This is a genomic window from Mesorhizobium sp. AR02 (genome assembly GCF_024746835.1).
Taxonomy (GTDB): Bacteria; Pseudomonadota; Alphaproteobacteria; order Rhizobiales; family Rhizobiaceae; genus Mesorhizobium.
On sequence record NZ_CP080531.1, the window covers coordinates 6,995,699 to 7,017,923 of the forward strand.

Here is a 22,225-nt window from a genome sequence, read left to right on the forward strand (position 1 = left end):
CTCCTTTGCTGTCAGGAGAAACGCCGAGCTTGGGCGGCAGTTCCAGCCCAGTTCTTCGACCGTCTGCTGCCGGCTCGTCAGGCAGCCGGTTTGTTGGCAGCCTTTCCGTGTCCAGAGCCCTGGTGTAGGACGGCTGAATGAAGTCTCTGACAGACCCCTCACAAGCGCTCGCCACCGGCCTGGCGAAAATCCGCACCGAATTCCACGTGCCGGATGGATTTCCGGCTGAGGTCATGGCCGCGGCGGAGGCGGCGGCCAGACGTGTGCCGAACCAGCATGCCGATCGAACTGATATGCCCTTCGTCACGCTCGATCCGGCTGCCTCCACCGATCTTGACCAGGCGTTCTCGATCGAGGCGAGCGGCGGCGATCTTCTGCTGCACTATGCCATTGCCGACGTGGCCTGGTTCGTCGAGGACGGCGACGCGCTGGATCGCGAAGCCTGGACGCGGGGCGAGACGCTTTACTTGCCGGACGGCAAGGCCGGACTCTACCCGCCGGCAATTGCCGAAGGTGTAGCGAGCCTGTTGCCGGATGGACCGCGTCCAGCGGTCATCTTCACGGTCCGCATCGCAGAGGACGGTGCGACAAAATTGGACGTTGCGGAGCGGGCAATCATTCAAAGCCGCGCGAAGCTCGCCTATGACAGCGTGAAGGCCGCCGACGTTCCGGCCGGCTTCGCCGAAATGGCGCGGCGCATGGCAATGAACGAGGAGCGTCGTGGCGCGTCGCGCGTCGACCCACCCGAGCAGGAGGTTGAAAGGCTCGCCGACGGCACATTCAAGCTTTCGTTCAGACCGCTGCTGCAATCCGAACAAGACAACGCCGCGCTTTCGCTGGCTGCCAACATGGCGATCGCCGACGCCATGCTGGCACACAAGACCGGATTGTTCCGGGTGATGTCGGAGCCGGATGCTTCCAAAGTGCAAAGGCTGCGCAATGCGGCGCAGGCTCTCGGGCTATCCTGGCCGGCCTCCACCAGCTTGCGCGACTATCAGCGGACCCTTGATCCGAGCAATAGGCAACAGGCGGCGCTGATGCTGGAAATCCGCCATGCCGGCTCCGGCGCGTCCTATCAGCCCTATCAGGAGGGCGTCGTCCCCTGGCATGAGGCGATGGCTGCGACCTATGCCCATGCCACCGCGCCGCTCAGGCGGCTGGCCGATCGCTATGTCGTGCGCTGCGCGCTGGCTATCGCCAATGGCCAGCCTGTGCCGCAGGCTGTCACCGACGCGTTCACTGGATTGCCGAAGGTGATGGGGCGTGCGGACGCCCGCGCTTCGCAGATCAACCATGCGGCCATCGACCTTGCCGAGGCGGTTATGCTCAGGGGACGCGAGGGTGAGACGTTCAAGGCCGTTGTGACCGACGTCAACCATGGCGTGCGCGTCCAGCTTGCCGACATGCCTGTCGTTGCCAGCCTGAAGGCCTCCGGGCTCGAACAGGGTGATGGTCTGACGCTAAGGCTGGTCTCGGCAGATCCGGATCAGCGCAGCATCGTCTTTGAACCTGCTTGAACGGCAGACGTTTCCGCCACCGTCTAGCGTACGACCAGTCCAAACCCCTGCATCAGCCGGCTGACGGCAAAGTCAGCCTTGCCGGAGGTGAAGACGGCAATATCGGGCTCGCCTTGCGGCAGCGGTCCATCGACGGGCGGCAGCAGCGAAAAGGCCCGCCGGGCGATCGCTTCGGCCGGATCGATCCAGTCGACCGGCCAGGGCGCGGTCTTGCGCATGCGGTTGACCAGGAACGGATAGTGCGTGCAGGCCAGCACGACAATATCGGTCCGCATCCCGTCATGTTCCATGAAACAGGGCGCGATCTCGGCGCGCACGGCTTCCTCGTCGACAAAGCCCTCGCGCATATAGGCTTCGGCAAGTCCCGCCAGCCTGTCGCTACCGACCAGGCGGACATGGCATTTCTGCGCCCACTTGCTGATCAGGTCACGCGTGTATTGCCGCTTCACCGTGCCCGGCGTCGCCAGCACCGAGACCAGGCCCGAACGGGTGCGCTCCGCCGCCGGCTTGACCGCCGGCACGGTGCCGACAAAAGGATGGCCCGGAAATCTGTCGCGCAGCGCATCGATCACCAGCGTCGAGGCGGTGTTGCAGGCGATGACCGAAATCACCGGCGCAAACCGGTCGAGCAGTTTGGCGAAGAGGTCGATTATGTGGGTGCGCAGTGCCGGCTCTTCCCAGGCGCCGAACGGGAAAGCCGCATCGTCCGCGACATAGACGAAGCGCCGGTCCGGCATCAGCACGCGCGCTTCGCGTAACACGGTCAGCCCACCGACGCCGGAATCGAACATCAGGATCGGCTGCTCAGTCATTGTCGGTTCCCTTGCCGCCGAGCGGCGGCGCGTCCTCATCGTCACCGGCGGGCTTGTGTGCCGGGCGGTCCGCTTCGGCCTTGCCGGCGCGCGCGGCTGCCGGAAGCCGCCTTGGATCATCGCCCGGCGACCCATCGCCACGCGGCATCACCGGCGAGAACCTGTCGAGCGACGAGATGATGCCACGCAGCACCTTCAGCTCCGGCTCGGCGAAGCCCGCCCGCGTCAGCACGGCACGCAGATTGTCGACCATTTTCGGCTTCTTCGGCGCCGGCCGGAAATAGCCCCGCGCTTCCAATGCGCCTTCGAGATAGGCGAACAGGCCGTGCAATTCTTCCTTGCTTGCCGGCTTCATCTCCGGACCGGTGAAATTGGTCGTGGTCTCGTCCTCGAGGCCCGACTTCATCCACTCATAGGACATCAGCAAGGCCGCCTGGGCGATGTTGAGCGAGGAGAAATCAGGATCGACCGGAAAGGTGACGATCTCGTCGGCAAGGCCGACCTCGTCATTGTAGAGGCCGAAGCGCTCGCGGCCGAACAGGATGCCCGTGCGTTGCCCCAGGGTGTGACGGGCGCGGAGCACCCTGCCCGCTTCCACCGGACCCCGTACGGCTTTGAAGCCGTCGCGCTGTCTGGCGGTGGTGGCGAAAACGAAGTTCAAATCGGCAAGCGCCGAGGCCAGATCGTCGAACACTTTCACGGCGTCGATGACATGGTCGGCGCGGCTGGCGGCGGCGCGTGCCTTCTCGCTCGGCCAGCCGTCGCGCGGATTGACCAAACGCAGCTCCGACAGACCGAAATTGGCCATGGCGCGGGCGACCATGCCGATGTTCTCGCCAAGCTGCGGCTCGACGAGGATGATGGCCGGACCGGCGGGTGAAGCGTTATCGGGATCTTTGGTGACGGGCATGATTGTCAATGAACTGCTGTTTGCGGCATTTCAGCGTCCCCTGCCATATTCGGCCGCGAAAATGAAGCATTCGCAAATGACGGCGGCCATGGCCTCACATTCGTGACCGATCGCCGTTTGCGCGGCCAAAAGCGCTTTGATATACGGGCGGCATCCCCCGGCCGAACGCCATGCGCGCAAGGCCGTCCCATTCCCAGCAACGAGGCATTCTTTCATGGCGAAGATCAAGGTGGCGAACCCGGTCGTCGAACTCGACGGCGACGAGATGACCCGCATCATCTGGCAGTTCATCAAGGACAAGCTGATCCACCCTTATCTCGACCTGAAGCTTGAATATTACGACCTCGGCATCGAGCACCGCGACGCCACCAACGACCAGGTGACGATCGATTCGGCCAACGCCATCAAGAAATACGGTGTCGGCGTGAAATGCGCGACGATCACCCCCGACGAGCAGCGCGTCGAGGAGTTCAAGCTGAAGAAGATGTGGAAGTCGCCGAACGGCACCATCCGCAACATCCTCGGCGGCACCATCTTCCGCGAGCCGATCATCATGAAGAACGTGCCGCGCCTGGTGCCGGGCTGGACCAAGCCGATCATCGTCGGCCGCCATGCCTTCGGCGACCAGTACCGCGCCACCGATTTTCGCTTCCCCGGCAAGGGCAAGCTGACGATCAAGTTCGTCGGCGAGGACGGCCAGGTGATCGAGCATGATGTGTTCGACGCGCCCGGCGCCGGTGTCGCCATGGCCATGTACAATCTCGACGAGTCGATCCGCGAGTTCGCCCGCGCCTCGCTGAACTACGGCCTGCTGCGCAACTATCCGGTCTATCTGTCGACCAAGAACACCATCCTCAAGGCCTATGACGGCCGCTTCAAGGACATTTTCCAGGAAGTCTACGAGGCTGAATTCGAGGCCGAGTTCAAGGCGAAGAAGCTGTGGTACGAGCACCGCCTGATCGACGACATGGTGGCGTCGAGCCTGAAATGGTCGGGCGGTTATGTCTGGGCCTGCAAGAACTATGATGGCGACGTGCAGTCCGACACGGTGGCGCAAGGCTTTGGCTCGCTCGGCCTGATGACCTCGGTGCTGATGACGCCGGACGGCAAGACGGTGGAAGCCGAAGCCGCGCACGGCACCGTCACCCGCCACTATCGCCAGCACCAGAAGGGCGAGGAAACCTCGACCAATTCGATCGCCTCGATCTTCGCCTGGACGCGCGGCCTGGCGCACCGCGCCAAGCTCGACGACAATGCCGAGTTGAAGCGCTTCGCCGAGACGCTGGAAAAGGTCTGCATCCAGACGGTCGAGTCCGGCTTCATGACCAAGGACCTGTCGCTCTTGATCGGCCCCGACCAGCCCTGGCTGTCGACCACCGGCTTCCTCGACAAGATCGACGAGAATTTGCAGAAGGCGATGGCGTAAGTACTCGCATTTCCAAAAAGCGAAGGCTCCGAAAGGAGCCTTCGCTTTTTGGGCCACTTAGAGCCAAGGCATAAGAGCATGACCAAGCCAATCCTCTACGGCGCGGACTACAGCGTTTATGTTCGCATCGCGCGGATGGCGCTGGAGGAGAAAGGCATCGACTACGAGCTGGTGCCGCTCGATATCTTCGCTGCTGAAGGCGTCCCCGCGGGGTATCTTGAACACCATCCTTTCGGCCGCATTCCGGCCTTCGAGCATGACGGGTTCCGCCTCTTCGAGACGAACGCGATTGCCCGCTATGTCGACGAAGCCTTCGACGGCCCGGCGCTGCAGCCTGCCGATGCGCGCGGCCGTGCCAGGATGGGCCAGATGACAGGCATGCTCGACGCCTATGGCTACCGCGCCATGGTCTGGGACGTTGCCGTCGAGCGGCTGGAAAAGGCCGAGCCGGATGAGACCCTGATCGCTGGCGGCCTGAGCCAGGCGGAGACCGTGCTGAAAGTGCTGACCTCACTGAAGGCAAAAGGACCTTGGCTGCTCGGCGACCAGCCGACGCTGGCCGACCTGCACGCCGCACCGATCCTTGCCTATTTCGTCAAGGTTGCCGAAGGGCAAGATTTGCTGGCACGGTTCGCGGATATCCAGGATTGGTACGAGCGCGTCGCTGCCCGAGTGAGCTTCGCCAGGACCGAAAAGGCAGATTGAGCGCCCGCCAGACGAGCCGACAGAAGGCGAAGGACTAAAAGCCTATCTCGGGCCTGGTGACCATCAGCCACAGGATGGCAAGCACGGCGGCGAAAGCCGGGAAGCCGCAAGCAAACCAGATGCGAAACAGGCGCTGCTCTTCGGCCGGCAGCGGCGCGTTTTCGATGGCCGCCTGCCGCGCCAGATTCCGGATCCGAATTTGAATCCAGACCACCGGCAGCCAGAACAGACCGGTCATGACATAAAGCAGCAAAGACAGGACGATCCAGCCTTCGGAGAGCGGCCAGCCGACTGCCTGCGCCAGCAACACGCCGGTGATCGGCTGCACGATGACGGCGGTCGCCGTAAAAATGGTGTCGGCGATGACGACCGTGCCCGCGACATGGGCGACGAGATCGGCGCGGCCGGTGCGCTGCGCCATCAGCATGAAGAAGGCGATACCGGCACCGGTGCCGAACAGAACCGTGGCGCCGATGACATGCGCCCAGCGCAATATGTCAGCCCAGAGGTTCATCGCTCGTCGAGCACCGCGAGCGCCACCAGCACCAGGCAAAGCGTGGGGATCGTCTTGACCAGCGGTCCCAGTGGATCAAGCCATAGACCTGGGACAAGAAGCGTCGCCGCCACCAAGTAGGACAGCGTGATCGCAATCATCGCCAGCAGCGCGCGCCGGGCCAGGGATCGGACCACGACAGCCGTGCCAACGAGGATATCGGCCGCACCTCCGGCCAGAACCGACAGATGGGCGAAGCTCGCTGACACGCCGTGCGAAACAAGGATATCCGCCGCCGCCTCTTGCCGGATCAGGCCGATGATGCCCGAAACAAGCCAGAACAGGGAGAGGCAAGCGAAGATGACAGGCTTCGCCAGCCAAAGGCGGGCGAACCATCGTTCCTGGACATTTGCGGGCATGTCGGCCAGCGTTGCTTCCAGCGGCTGAAGCGGACGGTCGGAAACCTGGTTCCAAACCGCGGCGTTGCCTGTCACGCCGCGCGCCACTGCGGCAAGGGCCGCGCTGCGCAATGGGGACCGCCAACCAAGAATGCCAAGCATGTCGGCAACGGCGCCCGCCAGCCGGCCGAGAATGGCCGGCATCGGCACGACTCTCGCCGACGGCAGACCAAGCCACGCACGCAGGGCCAGCGGAACATCGGCGAGCGGTCTGGCATTGGCTTCGACGAGATCGACGGCAAGTCGGGGCGGTAGCGATCCGGCGACCGCCAGTGACACCGCTTCGGCAACGTCAGTGACCGATACGGTCTGGATCGGCTGGCGCGGCATGACGGCCGGAACAAAGCCGGGGAATGCCGCAAGGGCGCGCAGAAGTGCCGTTCCGCCATAGGCGGCGGGCGCGATCACCAGGCCCGGCCGCAGGATGGTCCACTCCAGCGAAGAGCCTGTGACGGCCTTGTCGCCTTGCGCCTTGGTGCTGAAGAAAGCGTCTGATGAGGTGAGATCGGCGCCGATCGCCGAGATTTGTGCAAAACGGCGCACGCCGGCCTGCTCGCAGGCCGCGACCAGCGCTACCACCGAGCCGCGATGAATGGCATCGAGGCGGTCGCGCGGGCCGTCCTGCAAGGCGCCCGCCGCATTGACGACCGCGTCGATCCCCGCAACCACCGGCAGCCAATCTTCAGCGGCAAGCAGTTTCGACATGTCCGCCGCGATCCAGCATACCGCCGGCCGGCGTCGCCCGGCATCCTGGACATCACGACCGAGACCGGTGACATGATGACCGTCGCGAAGCAAACGGCCAACGACGGCGTCCCCGATCAAACCATAGCCACCGAGGACGAGAATTTTCATGTCGTGGCTTTCAGGCGGCTTCGAGTGCCGCCCTTACAGCCGCAATCGCATCATTGGCCTTCGAGGCATCCGGGCCGCCCGCCTGGGCCATATCTGGCCGGCCGCCGCCACCCTGCCCGCCCAGCGCGGCGGAGGCCACGCGCACCAGATCGACGGCGCTGAAACGGCTTAACAGATCGTCGGTGACGGCGACGACGACGCTCGCCTTGTTGTCCTCACCGGCGCCGACGAAGACGACGACGCCGGAACCCAGCGAGGTCTTGCCGGCGTCGGCCAGCGGCTTCAGATCCTTCGGCGAGACGCCGGAGACCGCCTTGCCAAGGAAGCCGACGCCCGCGACCGTCTCGTTCTCAGACGGCGCACCTGCCGCGGCACCGCCGCCGAGCGCCAGCTTCTTGCGTGCTTCCGTCAGTTCCTTCTCGAGCTTCTTGCGCTCTTCGAGCAAAGCCTCGACACGCGCCGGCACGTCGGCGGGCGAGATTTTCAGTACGGCTGCCGCGGCCTTCAAGCGCCTGTCCTGCTCGTCGAGATGTTTGCGCGCCGCCTCGCCGGTCAGCGCCTCGATGCGGCGCACGCCGGCGGCGACCGCGCTGTCGGAGACAACGCGGACCAGGCCGATATCGCCGGTCGCCCTGACGTGAGTGCCGCCGCAGAGCTCGACGGAATAGGGCCGGTTGGCCTTGGCGCCATGCAGCCCCGTGCCCATCGACACGACGCGTACCTCGTCGCCATATTTCTCGCCGAACAGCGCCATGGCGCCCTCGGCGATGGCGTCGTCGACCGACATCAGCCGCGTGGTCACCGGGCTGTTCTGCACGACGATCTCGTTGGCCATGCGCTCGACCTCTTCGAGCTCCTCGGCCGAGATCGGCTTGTTGTGCGAGATGTCGAAGCGCAGGCGCTCCGGTGCGACCAGCGAGCCCTTCTGCGCGACATGGGTGCCGAGCACCTCGCGCAGCGCCTCGTGGATCAGATGCGTCGCCGAATGGTTCGCCCGCAGCCTGGTGCGGCGTGCATGGTTGACCTTGAGCTCGACCGCAGCGCCCGTCTTGACGGTGCCGCTTGCCACCTTGCCGAGATGCACGAACAGCCCGTCGGCCTTCTTCTGCGTGTCGGAGATCTCGATCGAGAAGCCTTCGCCCGAGATGATCCCTGTGTCGCCCATCTGGCCGCCGGATTCGCCATAGAATGGCGTCTGGTTGACGACCACCGCGACCGCATCGCCCTTGCCGGCGCTGTCGACGGTCTTGCCGTCCTTGACCAGCGCCTGGATCAGGCCTTCCGCCTGCTCGGTCTCGTAGCCGAGGAACTCGGTGGCGCCGGTCTGTTCACGCACGGCGAACCACACCGTTTCGGTGGCAGCCTCGCCGGAGCCGGTCCAATGCTTGCGCGCCTCGGCCTTCTGCTGCTCCATCGCATTGGTGAAGCCGGCAAGATCGACAGAGATGTTGCGCTGACGCAGCGCGTCCTGCGTCAGGTCGAGCGGGAAGCCGTAGGTGTCGTAGAGCTTGAAAGCCGTCTCGCCGTCCAGCATGTCGCCGGCGTGCAGCGTTTCCGTCGCCTCGGAGAGCAGGCCGAGGCCGCGCACCAGCGTCTTGCGGAAGCGTGTCTCTTCGAGCTTCAGGGTCTCTGTGATCAGCTGCTCACCGCGCTGCAGTTCGGGATAGGCCTGGCCCATCTCGCGCACCAGCGCCGGCACCAGCTTCCACATCAGCGGCTCGTTCGCACCGAGCAGCTGCGCGTGGCGCATGGCGCGGCGCATGATCCGGCGCAGCACATAGCCACGGCCTTCGTTCGACGGCAACACGCCGTCGGCGACCAGGAAGGAGGACGAGCGCAGATGATCGGCAATAACGCGGTAGGACGCCACCGTTTCCGCATCGGGAGCGCGCCCAAGCGCGGAGGACGCCGCATCGATCAGGTGCCGGAACAGGTCGGTTTCGAAGACGCTTTCCACGCCTTGCAGGATGGACGCCATGCGCTCCAGGCCCATGCCGGTGTCGATCGATGGACGCGGCAGGTCGACGCGCTCCTCCTTCGTCACCTGTTCATATTGCATGAACACCAGGTTCCAGAATTCGAGGAAGCGATCGCCGTCTTCCTCGGGACTGCCGGGAGGACCGCCCCAGATGTGCTCGCCACGATCGATGAAGATTTCCGAGCACGGCCCGCAAGGACCGGTGTCGCCCATCGCCCAGAAATTGTCCGAGGTCGGGATGCGGATGATGCGATCGTCCGAGAAGCCGGCGATCTTCTTCCAGAAGCCGGCCGCCTCGTCGTCCGTGTGATAGACGGTGACCAGCAGCTTGTCCTTCTTCAGCCCGAACTCCTTGGTGATGAGATTCCAGGCGAGCTCGATGGCACGCTCCTTGAAATAGTCGCCGAAGGAGAAGTTGCCGAGCATCTCGAAAAAGGTCAGGTGGCGCGCGGTGTAGCCGACATTGTCGAGGTCGTTGTGCTTGCCGCCGGCGCGAACGCTTTTCTGGGCGGTGGTGGCACGCGAATAGGACCGCTTCTCCAAACCGGTGAAGACGTTCTTGAACTGCACCATGCCGGCATTGGTGAACATCAATGTCGGATCGTTGCGCGGCACGAGCGGGCTCGAGGCGACGACCTCGTGGCCCTCCTTGCGGAAATAGTCGAGAAATGTCGACCGGATCTCGTTCACGCCACTCATGACTGCTGCCTTTTCGCGAAAACCGCCGGCGCGGCCGGCGGAAACTGGTCTCTGCTTTCCAGAAATAGATTTGGCCTTTTAGCGGGCACGCCCCAGCCTGTCCAGAAACACGGAATTGGGCCAATCCAGGAGCTTGTCAGCCGTCCGCGCTAGCCAAAAACGAAAACCGCCGGCGCGAAGGCCGGCGGTTTGAACGCGATACTACAGAACTCAGTTACTTAAGCTTCAGACCATAGACCGGGATTATGGCCGAACTCCGGCAATTGCCCTACATCGCGCCGGCTTCGTCCTCAAAACCGTCGTCGCCGTTGCCCTCAGAGCCACCGTTTTCAAGGAATTTCTCGGCGATCAGCCCGGCATTCTGCCTGAGCGCCAGTTCGATCTCGCGTGCGGTATCGGGATTGTCACGCAGGAACAGTTTTGCATTCTCGCGGCCCTGGCCGAGACGCTGCGAATTGTAGGAGAACCAGGCGCCGGACTTCTCGACCACGCCGGCCTTGACGCCGAGATCGACCAGCTCGCCGGTCTTGGACACGCCCTCGCCATACATGATGTCGAATTCGACCACCTTGAAGGGCGGCGCCAGCTTGTTCTTGACCACCTTGACGCGGGTCTGGTTGCCGACGACCTCGTCGCGGTCCTTGACCGAGCCGATGCGGCGGATGTCGAGGCGCACCGACGCATAAAATTTCAGCGCGTTGCCGCCGGTCGTGGTTTCGGGCGAACCGAACATGACGCCGATCTTCATGCGGATCTGGTTGATGAAGATGACCATGGTGTTGGAGCGCGAGATCGAAGCGGTCAGCTTGCGCAGTGCCTGGCTCATCAAACGAGCTTGAAGACCCGGCAGCGAATCGCCCATCTCGCCCTCGATTTCGGCACGCGGCGTCAGCGCCGCCACCGAATCAACCACCAGCACATCGATGGCGCCGGAACGCACCAGCGTGTCGCAGATCTCCAGCGCCTGCTCGCCGGTGTCGGGCTGCGAGATCAGCAGGTTTTCGAGATCGACGCCGAGCTTGCGGGCATAGACCGGATCGAGCGCATGTTCGGCGTCGACGAAGGCACAGATGCCGCCCTTCTTCTGGGCTTCGGCCACGGTGTGCAGCGCCAGCGTCGTCTTGCCCGAGCTTTCCGGCCCGTAGATCTCGATGATGCGGCCGCGCGGCAGGCCACCGACGCCAAGCGCGATGTCGAGGCCAAGCGAGCCGGTCGGCACCGTCTCGATCTCGACGACCTGCTCGTTCGCGCCGAGCCGCATGATCGAGCCCTTGCCGAAAGCCCGCTCGATTTGCGACAGCGCCGCATCCAGAGCCTTTGATTTGTCCACTGCCTTATCCTCTACAAGCCGCAAAGAATTCTGAGCCATGATACATCACCCCTTGGTCGTCAATGAAGGCCGGACAATCCGTAATCCCTGCCATTTTGTACCTTTTTTGTTCTCGTTTGGCAAGAGGGATCAAATATCTGAAAAACAAATGATATCCGGATTTGTTCTTTTTTCGTACCAAGAGATCGAACAGGAACGCATCGCACATTGGGCCAGGCGGTTCCATTGTTTCGGTCGCCGAATCGCCGCCTTGCATGCGAAAACTCGATTCTGCAGCCTAGCGCTTGTGCGGCTGCAATAACAAAGGGCATATCGCCGGCATGGTGAAATCCGCAAAGATACTGGCCGTGGGCGGCGCCCATATCGACCGGCGTGGCCAGGTGTCCGGCGCTTACGTGCCGGCCGCGTCCAATCCCGGCACGATGCGCGAGGATGTCGGTGGCGGCGTCTTCAACGCGCTGCGCAGCACGGTGCGGCGTGGCGTATCGGGCTCCCTGATGTCGATGCGCGGCGGCGATGCCGCGGCGGACAGCATTTCGAGAGCCATCGCGCAGGCAGGCATCGCCGATCTGTCAGCGGTCTTCCTCGACCGCACGACGCCGAGCTATACGGCATTGATCGACCGCGAGGGCGAGCTGATCGTCGGCTTCGCCGACATGGCGCTGTACGATCTGGCGTTCCCCAAGCAGATGAGGCGCTCCAAGGTCCGCGAGGCGATCGCTGCCGCCGATGCCATCCTATGCGACGCCAACCTGCCGTCCTCGGCTTTGGAACGGCTGGTTTCGCTTGCCGCCGGCAAGCCGGTGTATGCCATTGCCATTTCGCCGGCCAAGGTGGTGCGGCTGATACCGGTGCTTGGCGCGCTGGCGCTGATCTTCATGAACCGGCGCGAGGCCATTGTGCTGGCCGGCGTCGACGCAAATGCCGCCGAGCGAGATGTCATCGACGGCTTGCGATGCAGCGGTCTTGCCAGCGGCGTCGTCACGGCAGGCAGCGCGCCGGTGCTGGGTTTCGATGAAGCGGGTGCTTTTTCAATCCTGCCGCCTGCCCCAAGAAAAGTCGCTGACGTCACCGGCGCCGGCGATGCACTGGCGGGCGCGACGATCGCAGCCCTGCTGCGCGGCCTGCCTTTGCGCCAGGCCTTGCGCGACGGCGTCGCCGCGGCGACGCTTGCCATCGAAAGCGCCGATGCCATTCCCGATTTCACCGCGGCGAGCTTCGCGGAAGCGCTGGCCCTTGTGCCGGACGCGCAGGAAGTGGCATGAGACCGGCAAATTCATAACGCCGCAGTGTTGCCGAGTGCCCCGATGGATGCGCCGCACCGCGAATTGGAGATCCAGATGACCCCGGAAACCGCCCGCCCCTTCATCGATATCCACGCGCCAGTGGCGCAGGCTCTGGCCGCCGGACGGCCGGTGGTGGCGCTGGAAAGCACCATCATCACCCATGGCATGCCCTATCCCGACAATGGCGCCATGGCGGCAGATGTCGAAAAGATCATCAGCGACGGCGGCGCCGTGCCGGCGACGATCGCCGTGGTCGGCGGCCGCGTCAAGATCGGCCTGTCCGATGGCGAGCGCGAATCGCTCGCCATGACCGGTGACGCCATGAAGCTGTCGCGCGCCGACCTCGGCTTCGCCGTGGCGCAAGGCCGCACCGGCGGCACGACAGTCGCCGCCACGATGATCGCAGCTGAAATGGTCGGGATAAAAGTGTTCGCCACCGGCGGCATTGGCGGCGTGCACAAGGGTGCGGAAAAGAGTTTTGATATCTCGGCCGATCTCGACGAACTGGCACGCACGCCGGTCATCGTCGTCTCGGCCGGCGCCAAGGCGATCCTCGATATCGAAAAGACGCTGGAGGTTCTGGAAACGCGCGGCGTGCCTGTTGTCGGTCATGGCTGCGAGACCATGCCGGCGTTCTGGTCGCGGCAGTCGCCCTTCCGCGCGCCGCTGACCCTGCACACCCCAGAAGAGATCGCGCATTTCTACCGGACGCGACTGGCACTGGGGCTTGGCGGCGGCATGCTGATCGCCAACCCGGTGCCCGAGAATCACGAAATCCCGGCAGAAGAGATGGCCGGCTATATCGAAGCGGCGCAAAAGGCCGCCGAGGCACTCAACGTGACCGGCAAGGCGGTGACACCGTTCCTGCTGGGAAAAATCCTCGAACTGACCGGCGGCCGGAGCCTGAAGACCAACATTGCGCTGGTCGAAAACAATGCGCGGCTGGCGGCGAGGATTGCGAAGGCGCTGTAGGAGCTGCCAAGAAAGTCCCCCTCACCCGGATTGCCAAGACCGAATTGCAAAGAGCAATTCGGGGCAATCCGACCTCTCCCCGAGGCGAGAGGAGCTGCCGGCGATGATGCTCGTCTCTTCTCCCCTCGGGGAGAAGGTGGCCGCGAAGCGGCCGGATGAGGGGGCGGCCTCGACGTGCCCCCTCGATAGCAGCCAGCGCTAGCAGGCTGTTGAAGAAGTGCTGGCGCGGTTGTTTGGAGCGTGATTCACTTCTCCCCGGATGATTTGGGGATTTGTGGATGCGCGGCTCGGACGAACGGACAGGCTCTCTGTTTTCGTATGTCGATCTTGAGGCGCGGGTTCGACGTGATCATCCGCTGCGGGTGATACGGGAGATCGTTAACGCGGCTCTTGTCGCGATGGATGGCGATTTTGCGGTGCTTTATCCACCCGGGCTCGGCCGCCCGTCGATCGCCCCGGAACGGTTGCTGCGTGCGATGCTGTTGCAGGCCTTCTACGGCATTCGTTCGGAACGTCAGTTGATGGAGCGGATGGAGTTTGATCTTCTGTTTCGCTGGTTCGTGGGGCTTGGCGTTGACGATCCGGCCTGGGATCATTCGAGCTTCACCAAGAACCGGGATCGGCTGTTGGAAGGTGAGATCGCGGCAAAGTTTCTGCGCGCTGTGCTGGCGCAGCCAAAGGTGAAGCGGCTTTTGTCGTCGGATCACTTCTCGGTGGACGGGACGCTGATCGAGGCCTGGGCTTCGATCAAGAGCTTCCGCCGCAAAGACGGAGACGACAACGGTCCGGATGGAGCAGGTCGCAATGCCGAGCGTGGCTTTCATAAGGAGAAGCGCTCCAACGACACACACCAGAGCACGAGCGACCCGCAGGCGCGGCTCTACAAGAAGGGCGACGGGCAGCCGGCGAAGCTCTGCTACATGGGGCATGCGCTGATGGAGAACCGCCATGGGCTGGCGGTCGATGGCGGCATCACCCAGGCCACGGGCACGAGCGAGCGTGATGCCGCGCTCGCCATGTTGGACCGCAGACCGTCGCGGCGGCGCATCACACTGGGTGCCGACAAGGCCTATGACGTGCGCGCTTTCATCAGGGATCTGCGCGAGCGCAAGATCACGCCGCACATCGCCATCGACGGCCATCTGAGCAAAACCGGCAAGCCTCGCGTGACGGCGATCGATGGTCGCACGCGCTCCCATGCCGGCTATGCGGTCAGCCAGCGCTGCCGCAAGCGGATCGAAGAAGTGTTTGGCTGGATCAAGGCCTCGGCCGGCATGGCCAAGGTCAAGCTGCGAGGATGCGCCCGTGTGGGCGCGGCCTTCACCTTGAACCTGGCGGCCTACAATCTGGTCCGCTTGCCCAAGCTGCTGGCAGCGCCGGTATGAGCCTCACCGGCCGCTGGCGGATTGTCGCGATGCCCGACTATGTCGAGGACTATCGCGACATGATGGAGCCCGCCTACATTGAGTTCGCGGCCGATGGCTCCGGGGAATTCGCCTTCGGCTGCGTCACTGGTCAGATATTCGGCGCGGGCGACGGCAACGATGTCGCCTTCTCCTGGCAAGGCAATGACGAAATGGACGAAGCCCAGGGCAATGGCTGGGCTGAAATCCAACCAGACGGCTCCATCAACGGACAAATCTGCTTCCATGGCGGCGACGAAGCTGACTTCGTCGCTCGCAAGTGCACTTCTTCAACAGCCTGCTAGGTCAAATCACTTCCCAGCCCGCCGCCCTGCCTCATAGGCGCGCCGCGACCAGACCGTCATCTCGTCGGGATCGTCAAAAGCACTGTCGGGAATGCTCCAATAGGGCATGGCGACCAGCTTGCCGTGGCGTGAGCCGGTATAGGTCCATTGCTTGCAGCCGGCAGCCTCGAAGTCGGGCGCGCTTTGCTCGTCGGCCTTGAGCAGCAATTCGCCGCGCAGCACAATGGCGACGATGACGCCGTCGAAATAGATGCCCTTGCCGCCGAACAGCCGGCGGATGCTGACCGGGCCGAGCCCCGCGAACAGTTCGGCGATGCGTTCATTGTCCATGCCGCGATCATGTCACCGGCATTTGACATTGTCATCGCGCAACCAAGATCATGCTGACAGGTTGAGAACCGTCGGAGTTTTTGTCATGCCGCTTCTGCTCAAGGGATCCTGCCGTTGCAACGCCGTGCGTTTCGAGGTGGAAAGCCACACACCGGTGCCGTTCATGCTGTGCTACTGCTCGATCTGCCGCAAGCAGCAGGGCGGTGGCGGTTTCGCCATCAATCTCGGCGCCGACTACGAGACGCTGAACATCAGGGGTAAGCGCAGCCTCGGCGTCTACCGGGCCGAGATTGAAGATGACGAGCATCCCCATTGCGAGGTCTCGACCGGCGAGCGCAATTTCTGCCGCAAATGCGGGTCGGCGCTCTGGCTCTACGACCCGACCTGGCCGGAGCTGGTGCATCCCTTCGCCTCGGCGATCGACAGCGACCTGCCAAAACCGCCTGAAAAGGTGCATCTGATGCTGAAATACAAGGCGAACTGGGTCGAACCCGATATCGGCAAGGGTGACAAGGCGTTCGATGTTTATCCCGAAGAATCAATCGCGGACTGGCACAAGCGGACGGGGATGTGGGTCGAGTAGCGTTCTTCGCCCCGTTTACGGGGAGAAGATGCCGGCAGGCAGATGAGGGGCGGCGCGAACTTGGAGAGGCTAGCGCTGCCCCTCATCCGGCCCTTCGGGCCACCTTCTCCCCGTAAACGGGGCGAAGGAAAAATCAGGCCGAAGCGCGTGCCTCTGCCAGCGCCTTGAGATCGGCCGGCTTCAGTTCGACGGATTCGCCGCAGCCACAGGCCGAACTCTGGTTCGGGTTGTGGAAGGTGAAGCCGGTGCGCAGCGTCGTCTGTTCGAAATCCATCTCGGTGCCGAACAGGAAAAGGGCTGCCTCCGGCGCGACATAGACATGGGCGCCGTCGCGCTCGATATGGTCGTCCTTGGTGTTGGGCTCGGTCACCAGATCGACCGTATATTCCATACCGGCGCAGCCGCCCTTCTTGATGCCGAGGCGGATGCCGTGCGCGTTGTCACGGGTAGCCACGATCTCGCGCACCCGGTCGGCGGCCTTTTCGGTCATCGTGATGACGGCGAAGCGTCCCATTCTTTTTCCTTCTCCATTCCATGCAGGTTCAAGGCCTGCCGAATGATTCCTCACCTAAAATGGTGAAGTTTTACCCCTGGCGCAAGTGCGCCAGCCTCTGCCTGCCTAGTACCAGCCCACCGCCACCTGCGCCTCTTCCGACATGCGGTCGGGCGACCAGGGCGGGTCGAAGGTCATGTTGACCTCGACGCCGGACACGCCTTCGACGGCGCCGACGGCATTTTCGACCCATCCCGGCATTTCGCCGGCGACGGGGCAGCCGGGGGCGGTCAGCGTCATGTCGATCTTGACCGAGCGGTCGTCCTCGATGTCGATCTTGTAGACGAGGCCGAGCTCGTAGATGTCGGCCGGGATTTCCGGGTCGTAGACCGTCTTCAGCGCCGAGACGATGTCGTCGGTCAGCCGCGCCAGTTCGTCGGCGGGAATGGCCGAGGCCGACACGACGCTGTTGGCAGCGGGTTCCGGAGTGGTTTCGGCAGCGATGCTTGCATCATCCATGGTCGTCACCCAAAAAACTTGCGCGCTTTTTCAAGCGCCTCGGCCAAAGCGTCGACTTCGGCCCTGGTATTATACATGCCGAACGATGCCCTGCATGTGGAGGTTACGCCAAAGCGTTTCAACAGCGGCTGGGCACAATGGGTGCCCGCCCGCACTGCCACGCCCTGCCTGTCTATCACCATCGATACGTCATGGGCATGAATGCCTTGCAGTTCGAAGGAGATGATGGCGCCCTTGCCCGGCGCGTCGCCGAAGATGCGCAGCGAGTTGATGGCGCGCAGCCGCTCATGCGCATAAGTCTTGAGGTCTTCCTCGTGGGCTGCGATGCGCTCGCGGCCAATGCTATCCATGTAGTCGAGTGCCGCGCCGAGCCCGATCGCCTGCACGATCGGCGGCGTGCCGGCCTCGAAGCGATGCGGCGGCTCGTTGTAGGTGACGATGTCTTCCGTCACCTCCTCGATCATCTCGCCACCACCCATGAACGGACGCATGCCAGCGAGAATGTCCTTCTTGCCGTAGAGCACGCCGATGCCGGAAGGGCCGTAAACCTTGTGGCCGGTGAAGACGAAGAAGTCGCAGTCGAGATCCTGGACGTCGATCGGCATATGCACGGCGCTCTGGCTGCCGTCGACGAGAACGGGAATTCCACGCGAATGCGCGATGCGCACGATCTCCTTGATCGGCGTCACCGTGCCCAGCGCATTGGACATCTGCGTGATGGCGACGAGCTTGGTGCGGTCGGTCAGCCGCTTCTCGAATTCCTCGATGTGGAAGACGCCGAGATCGTCAACCGGCACCCAGACCAGCTTGGCGCCCTGCCGCTCACGGATGAAATGCCAGGGAACGATGTTGGAGTGGTGCTCCATGATCGACAGCACGATCTCGTCGCCCTCGCCGATGTTTGGCATGCCATAGCCGTAGGCGACGGTGTTGATCGCCGACGTCGTGTTCGAGGTGAAGACGATGTTGTCGATGCTCGGCGCATTGAGGAAGCGGCGCACCGTCTCACGCGCCTTCTCATAGGCATCGGTCGCCGCGTTGGACAGGAAATGCAGGCCGCGATGGACGTTGGCATATTCCTGGGAATAGGCGTGCTGGATCGTATCGAGCACCACCTGCGGCTTTTGTGCCGAGGCGCCATTGTCGAGATAGACCAGTGGCTTGCCATAGACTTCGCGCGACAGGATCGGGAAGTCGCGGCGGATCGCCTCGACGTCGTATGGGATGTTTTCGACTTTCTGGTCCATCGTCTGTCTTTCAATGCCAGGCTTCAGTGTCAGCCGGCCCTTCGCTATGGCTCCCTGCCCTTCGGGCGTTCACGCCCTTCAAAAGGTCCACTGGACCTTTTGATCCGCCCGAAGGCGGACCGAGCCTTCACCGTTCGTCGCTCAAAAAGCCAAATCGTTGGCTTTTTGCCGGCTACGCCGACCGCTCCTCACCCGTGCGTCACAAACCAGTCGTCGAGTCTCGCTTCCAGCGCCTCGACAATCGTCTCGTCGTCCAGTTCCTCGATCACCTCGGCGACAAAGGCTTTGACGAGCAATCCCCGCGCGGTCTTCTCGTCGACGCCGCGCGCCATCAGGTAGAACAGGTGGTCGTGGTCGATCTCGGTCACCGTCGCGCCGTGGCCGCAGACGACGTCGTCGGCGAAGATCTCGAGCTCCGGCTTGGTCGAGAACTCGCCATCGTCCGACAAAAGCAGCGTGTTGCAGGCCATCTTGGCGTTGGTCTTCTGCGCATATTGATGGACGTTGATGCGGCCCTGAAAAACGCCGCGGGCCTTGCCCGTCACCACATTGCGGATGACCTCGGTGGACGTCGTGTGCGGCACGGCGTGGTCGAGCACCATGGTCACGTCGGAGTGGGTATCGCCCGCAAGCAGGTTGATGCCGCGCAGCTTGAAGTCGGCGCCTTCACCCGTCGTCCTGACCATGATCTCCTGGCGAACAAGCTTGCCGCCGGCGTTCATGACGAACAGTGTCAGCTTCGCGTTCTTGCCGATATGGGCCTTGAACTGCGCCAGATGCGTCGCCGTCTCCGGCTGCTCCTGGACGATCAGCCACGTCACCTCGGCGCCCTCACCGAGCACGAGCTGGCTGACCGAACTGATCAGGGCGGCGCCATCACCCGCCTGACGCTCGACGATCACGGCCTTGGCGCCGGCGCCAACGCGAACGGCCAAGCGCACATGGGTCTGGCCGCCGGCCTGCACATTCTGCAGCTCGATCGGCTTTTCGAGTTCCGTGCCATCGGCGATGTCGACAAAGTAGCCATCGGCGACGAAAGCCGTGTTCAGCGCACCGATCGCATCGTCGCTGCCATAGGAATCGAGGCCCGGCGCGATGCTGCCGTCGGTCAGCTTTTCCAACAGGCGCTGGACGGTCACGCCCTCAATTGTCGGCACCTTCGCATCGGACTTGCCGTTCAGAACCGGCAACACGGCGGAGCCTTCGACGATCGGAGCAAGAGCCTTGGCCATGGCAGCGGCATCGAAGTCCGGCACCACGTTCAACAGCCGGCGCAGGTCGGTGTAGTGCCAGGATTCGATGCGCCGCGTCGGCAGGCCATGCTTGATCGCCTCGATGGCGTCGTCGCGCTTCAGCATCACCGCGCCATCGCCCGGCAGCAGCGACAGCCGGTCGCCGAACGCGTCGATCAACGCGGTTTCGGCCGGTGTCCGCTGCGGTTGTGTGTGCATATTCATCAGTTTGACCTTGCCTTCTGGCATCTCACGCGGCTTCGCCGATCACGCCGGCATAGCCATTGGCTTCGAGGTCGAGCGCCAGCGACTTGTCGCCGGACTTGATGACCTGGCCCTTGTAGAGCACGTGCACGCTATCCGGCACGATGTGTTCGAGCAGCCGCTGGTAGTGGGTGATGACCAGGAACGCCCGGTCCGGCGCGCGCAAAGCGTTGACGCCGTCGGAAACGATCTTCAGCGCATCGATGTCGAGGCCGGAATCGGTCTCGTCGAGCACACACAGCTTCGGCTCCAGCAGCTTCATCTGCAGGATCTCGGCGCGCTTCTTCTCGCCGCCGGAGAAGCCGACATTGAGCGGCCGCTTCAGCATCGCCATGTCCATGCTGAGCGATGCTGCGGCTTCCTTCACCCGCTTCAAAAATTCCGGGATTTTCAGCGGCTCCTCGCCGCGCGCCTTGCGCTGCTCGTTCATCGCCACTTTCAGGAATTCCATCGTCGCCACGCCCGGTATTTCCATCGGGTACTGGAAAGCGAGGAAGATGCCTGACGTGGCGCGTTCGGCCGGATCCATCTCGAGGATCGACTGGCCGTTGTAGAGGATGTCGCCCTCGGTCACCTCATAGTCCTCGCGGCCGGCGAGGATGTAGGACAGCGTCGACTTGCCCGAGCCGTTCGGGCCCATGATGGCGGCGACCTCGCCGGCTTTCACCGTCAGGTTCAGGCCGCGGATGATTTCGGTGCCGTCATCGACGATGCGGGCATGCAGGTTCTTGATCTCAAGCATTCTTTTGTTTCCTGAATATCTGTCCGGTCAGCCGACCGAGCCCTCAAGCGAGATGCCGATCAGCTTCTGCGCTTCGACCGCGAACTCCATCGGCAGCTGCTGGATGACGTCCTTGACGAAGCCGTTGACGATCAGCGCGATGGCTTCCTCTTCGGGAATGCCGCGCTGCATGACGTAGAATTTCTGGTCCTCGGAAATCTTGGACGTCGTCGCCTCGTGCTCGAACTGCGCCGTCGAGTTCTTGGCTTCCATGTAAGGCACGGTGTGCGCGCCGCACTGGTCGCCGATCAGCAGACTGTCACAGTTGGTGAAGTTGCGGGCGTTGGTCGCCTTGCGGTGCGCCGAGACCTGGCCGCGATAGGTGTTCTGCGAGAAGCCGGCGGCAATGCCCTTGGAGATGATGCGGCTCGAGGTGTTCTTGCCGAGATGGATCATCTTGGTGCCGCTATCGACCTGCTGATAGCCGTTCGACACAGCGATCGAATAGAATTCGCCGGAGGAGTCGTCGCCACGCAGAATGCAGCTTGGATATTTCCAGGTGATCGCCGAACCGGTTTCGACCTGCGTCCACGAAATCTTCGAGCGGTCGCCACGGCAGTCGCCGCGCTTGGTGACGAAATTGTAGATGCCGCCCTTGCCCTCGGCGTCGCCGGGATACCAGTTCTGCACCGTCGAATATTTGATCTCGGCATCGTCGAGCGCCACCAGCTCGACGACCGCCGCATGCAGCTGGTTTTCGTCGCGTTGCGGCGCCGTGCAGCCCTCGAGATAGGAGACGTAAGCCCCCTCCTCGGCGATGATCAGGGTGCGCTCGAACTGGCCGGTGTTCTTCTCGTTCATGCGGAAATAGGTCGACAGCTCCATCGGGCAGCGCACGCCCTTGGGCACGAAGACGAAAGACCCGTCGGTGAAGACAGCCGAATTCAGCGTGGCGTAGAAATTGTCCGAGGTCGGCACGACCGAGCCGAGATATTTTTGCACCAGTTCCGGATGCTCGCGGATGGCTTCCGAGATCGAGCAGAAGATGACGCCGGCCTGCGCCAGCTCCTTCTTGAAGGTGGTGACGACGGAGACGGAATCGAACACCGCGTCGACGGCGACGCGGCCCGACTTGTAGACGTTGTCGCTGGGCTCCTCGAGATCGGAGGCGTCGGTCTTCTGCACGCCGGCCAGGATCTCCTGCTCCCGCAACGGAATGCCGAGCTTCTCGTAGACCTTCAGCAGTTCGGGATCGACATCGCTGAGCGACGACGGGCCCGGCGTGCTCTTGGGTGCCGCGTAATAATAGATGTCCTGGAAATCGATCTTCGGATAGTGGACGCGCGCCCAGGTCGGCTCTTCCAGCGTCAGCCAGCGCCGATAGGCTTCCAGGCGCCATTCCAGCATCCAGGACGGTTCGTCCTTCTTGGCCGAAATGAAACGGATGATGTCTTCGCTCAGGCCCTTGGGAGCCTTGTCGACAGCGATTTCGGTCTGGAATCCGTATTTGTATTGGTCGACGTCGATCTTTCGGACCCGATCGATCGTGTCCTGCACAGCAGGCATATGCGTTCTCCATCCACGCCGGGGTCAAGGCCCGACAGTTTTCAAACTATGGCACCGCCGAAATGAGCGCCGAAGAAGCGCTCGCGGCAGCGTAAGTTCCATATAGTGCGCCTCGACCGGA

Annotated in this window: 21 protein-coding genes; 8 read left to right on the top strand and 13 right to left on the bottom strand. The window is 63.2% G+C overall.

Going from position 1 to position 22,225, the window contains the following annotated elements; genetic code table 11:
- The first annotated feature begins 137 nt into the window (after positions 1-137).
- Positions 138-1,517 carry an RNB domain-containing ribonuclease gene (locus tag DBIPINDM_RS38315; protein ID WP_258584184.1) on the top strand — a complete coding sequence of 460 codons (1,380 nt, stop codon included), beginning with the start codon at positions 138-140 and terminating at the stop codon, positions 1,515-1,517.
- Positions 1,518-1,540: 23 nt separating this feature from the next.
- Here the strand turns inward: DBIPINDM_RS38315 and murI are convergent, their stop codons facing one another.
- Both murI and DBIPINDM_RS38325 read right to left on the bottom strand, forming a co-directional pair.
- Positions 1,541-2,329 (bottom strand): glutamate racemase, encoded by a 789-nt coding sequence (murI, locus tag DBIPINDM_RS38320; RefSeq protein ID WP_258584185.1) that lies wholly within the window; start codon positions 2,327-2,329, stop codon positions 1,541-1,543.
- The gene (locus tag DBIPINDM_RS38325) at positions 2,322-3,239 is read right to left on the bottom strand and encodes an RNA methyltransferase (RefSeq protein WP_258584186.1); all 918 of its coding nucleotides are present in this window, start codon (positions 3,237-3,239) and stop codon (positions 2,322-2,324) included. The genes murI and DBIPINDM_RS38325 overlap by 8 nt, the downstream gene beginning before the upstream one ends.
- A gap of 214 nt (positions 3,240-3,453) precedes the next feature.
- Between DBIPINDM_RS38325 and DBIPINDM_RS38330 the strand changes: the two genes are divergently transcribed.
- On the top strand, positions 3,454-4,665 hold the full coding sequence (locus tag DBIPINDM_RS38330) for an NADP-dependent isocitrate dehydrogenase (RefSeq protein WP_096445278.1): 1,212 nt from the start codon (positions 3,454-3,456) through the stop codon (positions 4,663-4,665).
- A gap of 78 nt (positions 4,666-4,743) precedes the next feature.
- On the top strand, positions 4,744-5,370 hold the full coding sequence (locus DBIPINDM_RS38335; protein ID WP_258584187.1) for a glutathione S-transferase family protein: 627 nt from the start codon (positions 4,744-4,746) through the stop codon (positions 5,368-5,370).
- Between the two features lie 34 nt (positions 5,371-5,404).
- Here DBIPINDM_RS38335 and DBIPINDM_RS38340 read toward each other — a convergent pair whose 3' ends face one another.
- The 4 genes from DBIPINDM_RS38340 to recA form a co-directional block, all read right to left on the bottom strand.
- Complete coding sequence (locus DBIPINDM_RS38340) at positions 5,405-5,884, bottom strand: DUF2269 family protein (protein WP_258584188.1); 480 nt, start codon at positions 5,882-5,884, stop codon at positions 5,405-5,407.
- Entirely contained in the window at positions 5,881-7,176 is a 1,296-nt protein-coding gene (locus DBIPINDM_RS38345; protein ID WP_258584189.1) for an SDR family oxidoreductase, read from the bottom strand. The genes DBIPINDM_RS38340 and DBIPINDM_RS38345 overlap by 4 nt, the downstream gene beginning before the upstream one ends.
- A gap of 10 nt (positions 7,177-7,186) precedes the next feature.
- Positions 7,187-9,853 (bottom strand): alanine--tRNA ligase, encoded by a 2,667-nt coding sequence (gene alaS, locus DBIPINDM_RS38350; protein WP_258584190.1) that lies wholly within the window; start codon positions 9,851-9,853, stop codon positions 7,187-7,189.
- A gap of 268 nt (positions 9,854-10,121) precedes the next feature.
- Entirely contained in the window at positions 10,122-11,222 is a 1,101-nt protein-coding gene (gene recA / locus DBIPINDM_RS38355) for a recombinase RecA (RefSeq protein WP_013895892.1), read from the bottom strand.
- A 281-nt stretch (positions 11,223-11,503) separates the two neighbouring features.
- On the opposite strand from recA, the gene DBIPINDM_RS38360 reads away from it, so the two are divergent.
- The 4 genes from DBIPINDM_RS38360 (at position 11,504) to DBIPINDM_RS38375 (ending at position 15,149) form a co-directional block, all read left to right on the top strand.
- Positions 11,504-12,448, top strand: a complete 945-nt coding sequence (locus DBIPINDM_RS38360) for a carbohydrate kinase family protein (RefSeq protein ID WP_258584192.1) — start codon at positions 11,504-11,506, stop codon at positions 12,446-12,448.
- A 75-nt stretch (positions 12,449-12,523) separates the two neighbouring features.
- Positions 12,524-13,441, top strand: a complete 918-nt coding sequence (locus DBIPINDM_RS38365; RefSeq protein ID WP_258584193.1) for a pseudouridine-5'-phosphate glycosidase — start codon at positions 12,524-12,526, stop codon at positions 13,439-13,441.
- Positions 13,442-13,719: 278 nt separating this feature from the next.
- A complete protein-coding gene (locus DBIPINDM_RS38370) occupies positions 13,720-14,826 on the top strand; it encodes an IS5 family transposase (protein ID WP_258584194.1) in 1,107 nt (368 codons plus the stop codon).
- On the top strand, positions 14,823-15,149 hold the full coding sequence (locus DBIPINDM_RS38375; protein ID WP_258584195.1) for a hypothetical protein: 327 nt from the start codon (positions 14,823-14,825) through the stop codon (positions 15,147-15,149). Before DBIPINDM_RS38370 ends, DBIPINDM_RS38375 begins: the two co-directional genes overlap by 4 nt.
- A gap of 6 nt (positions 15,150-15,155) precedes the next feature.
- On the opposite strand, the gene DBIPINDM_RS38380 is transcribed toward DBIPINDM_RS38375, so the two are convergent.
- A complete protein-coding gene (locus tag DBIPINDM_RS38380) occupies positions 15,156-15,479 on the bottom strand; it encodes a TfoX/Sxy family protein (RefSeq protein WP_258584196.1) in 324 nt (107 codons plus the stop codon).
- 85 nt (positions 15,480-15,564) lie between these two features.
- Between DBIPINDM_RS38380 and DBIPINDM_RS38385 the strand changes: the two genes are divergently transcribed.
- Positions 15,565-16,062, top strand: coding sequence for a GFA family protein (locus tag DBIPINDM_RS38385; protein WP_258584197.1), 498 nt, complete (start codon positions 15,565-15,567; stop codon positions 16,060-16,062).
- A 133-nt stretch (positions 16,063-16,195) separates the two neighbouring features.
- Here DBIPINDM_RS38385 and sufA read toward each other — a convergent pair whose 3' ends face one another.
- The 6 genes from sufA to sufB all read right to left on the bottom strand — a co-directional run bounded on the left by sufA (position 16,196) and on the right by sufB (position 22,104).
- A complete protein-coding gene (sufA, locus tag DBIPINDM_RS38390) occupies positions 16,196-16,576 on the bottom strand; it encodes a Fe-S cluster assembly scaffold SufA (protein WP_013532156.1) in 381 nt (126 codons plus the stop codon).
- Between the two features lie 105 nt (positions 16,577-16,681).
- Positions 16,682-17,074: an SUF system Fe-S cluster assembly protein gene (locus DBIPINDM_RS38395; RefSeq protein WP_096445261.1), complete on the bottom strand. Its 393-nt coding sequence runs from the start codon at positions 17,072-17,074 to the stop codon at positions 16,682-16,684.
- Between the two features lie 5 nt (positions 17,075-17,079).
- On the bottom strand, positions 17,080-18,321 hold the full coding sequence (locus DBIPINDM_RS38400; RefSeq protein ID WP_258584199.1) for a cysteine desulfurase: 1,242 nt from the start codon (positions 18,319-18,321) through the stop codon (positions 17,080-17,082).
- Between the two features lie 188 nt (positions 18,322-18,509).
- Positions 18,510-19,778, bottom strand: coding sequence for a Fe-S cluster assembly protein SufD (gene sufD / locus DBIPINDM_RS38405; RefSeq protein ID WP_258584200.1), 1,269 nt, complete (start codon positions 19,776-19,778; stop codon positions 18,510-18,512).
- A gap of 25 nt (positions 19,779-19,803) precedes the next feature.
- Positions 19,804-20,559, bottom strand: coding sequence for a Fe-S cluster assembly ATPase SufC (gene sufC / locus DBIPINDM_RS38410; protein ID WP_015318168.1), 756 nt, complete (start codon positions 20,557-20,559; stop codon positions 19,804-19,806).
- Positions 20,560-20,586: 27 nt separating this feature from the next.
- Positions 20,587-22,104 (bottom strand): Fe-S cluster assembly protein SufB, encoded by a 1,518-nt coding sequence (sufB, locus tag DBIPINDM_RS38415; RefSeq protein WP_096445255.1) that lies wholly within the window; start codon positions 22,102-22,104, stop codon positions 20,587-20,589.
- Positions 22,105-22,225 lie beyond the last annotated feature (121 nt).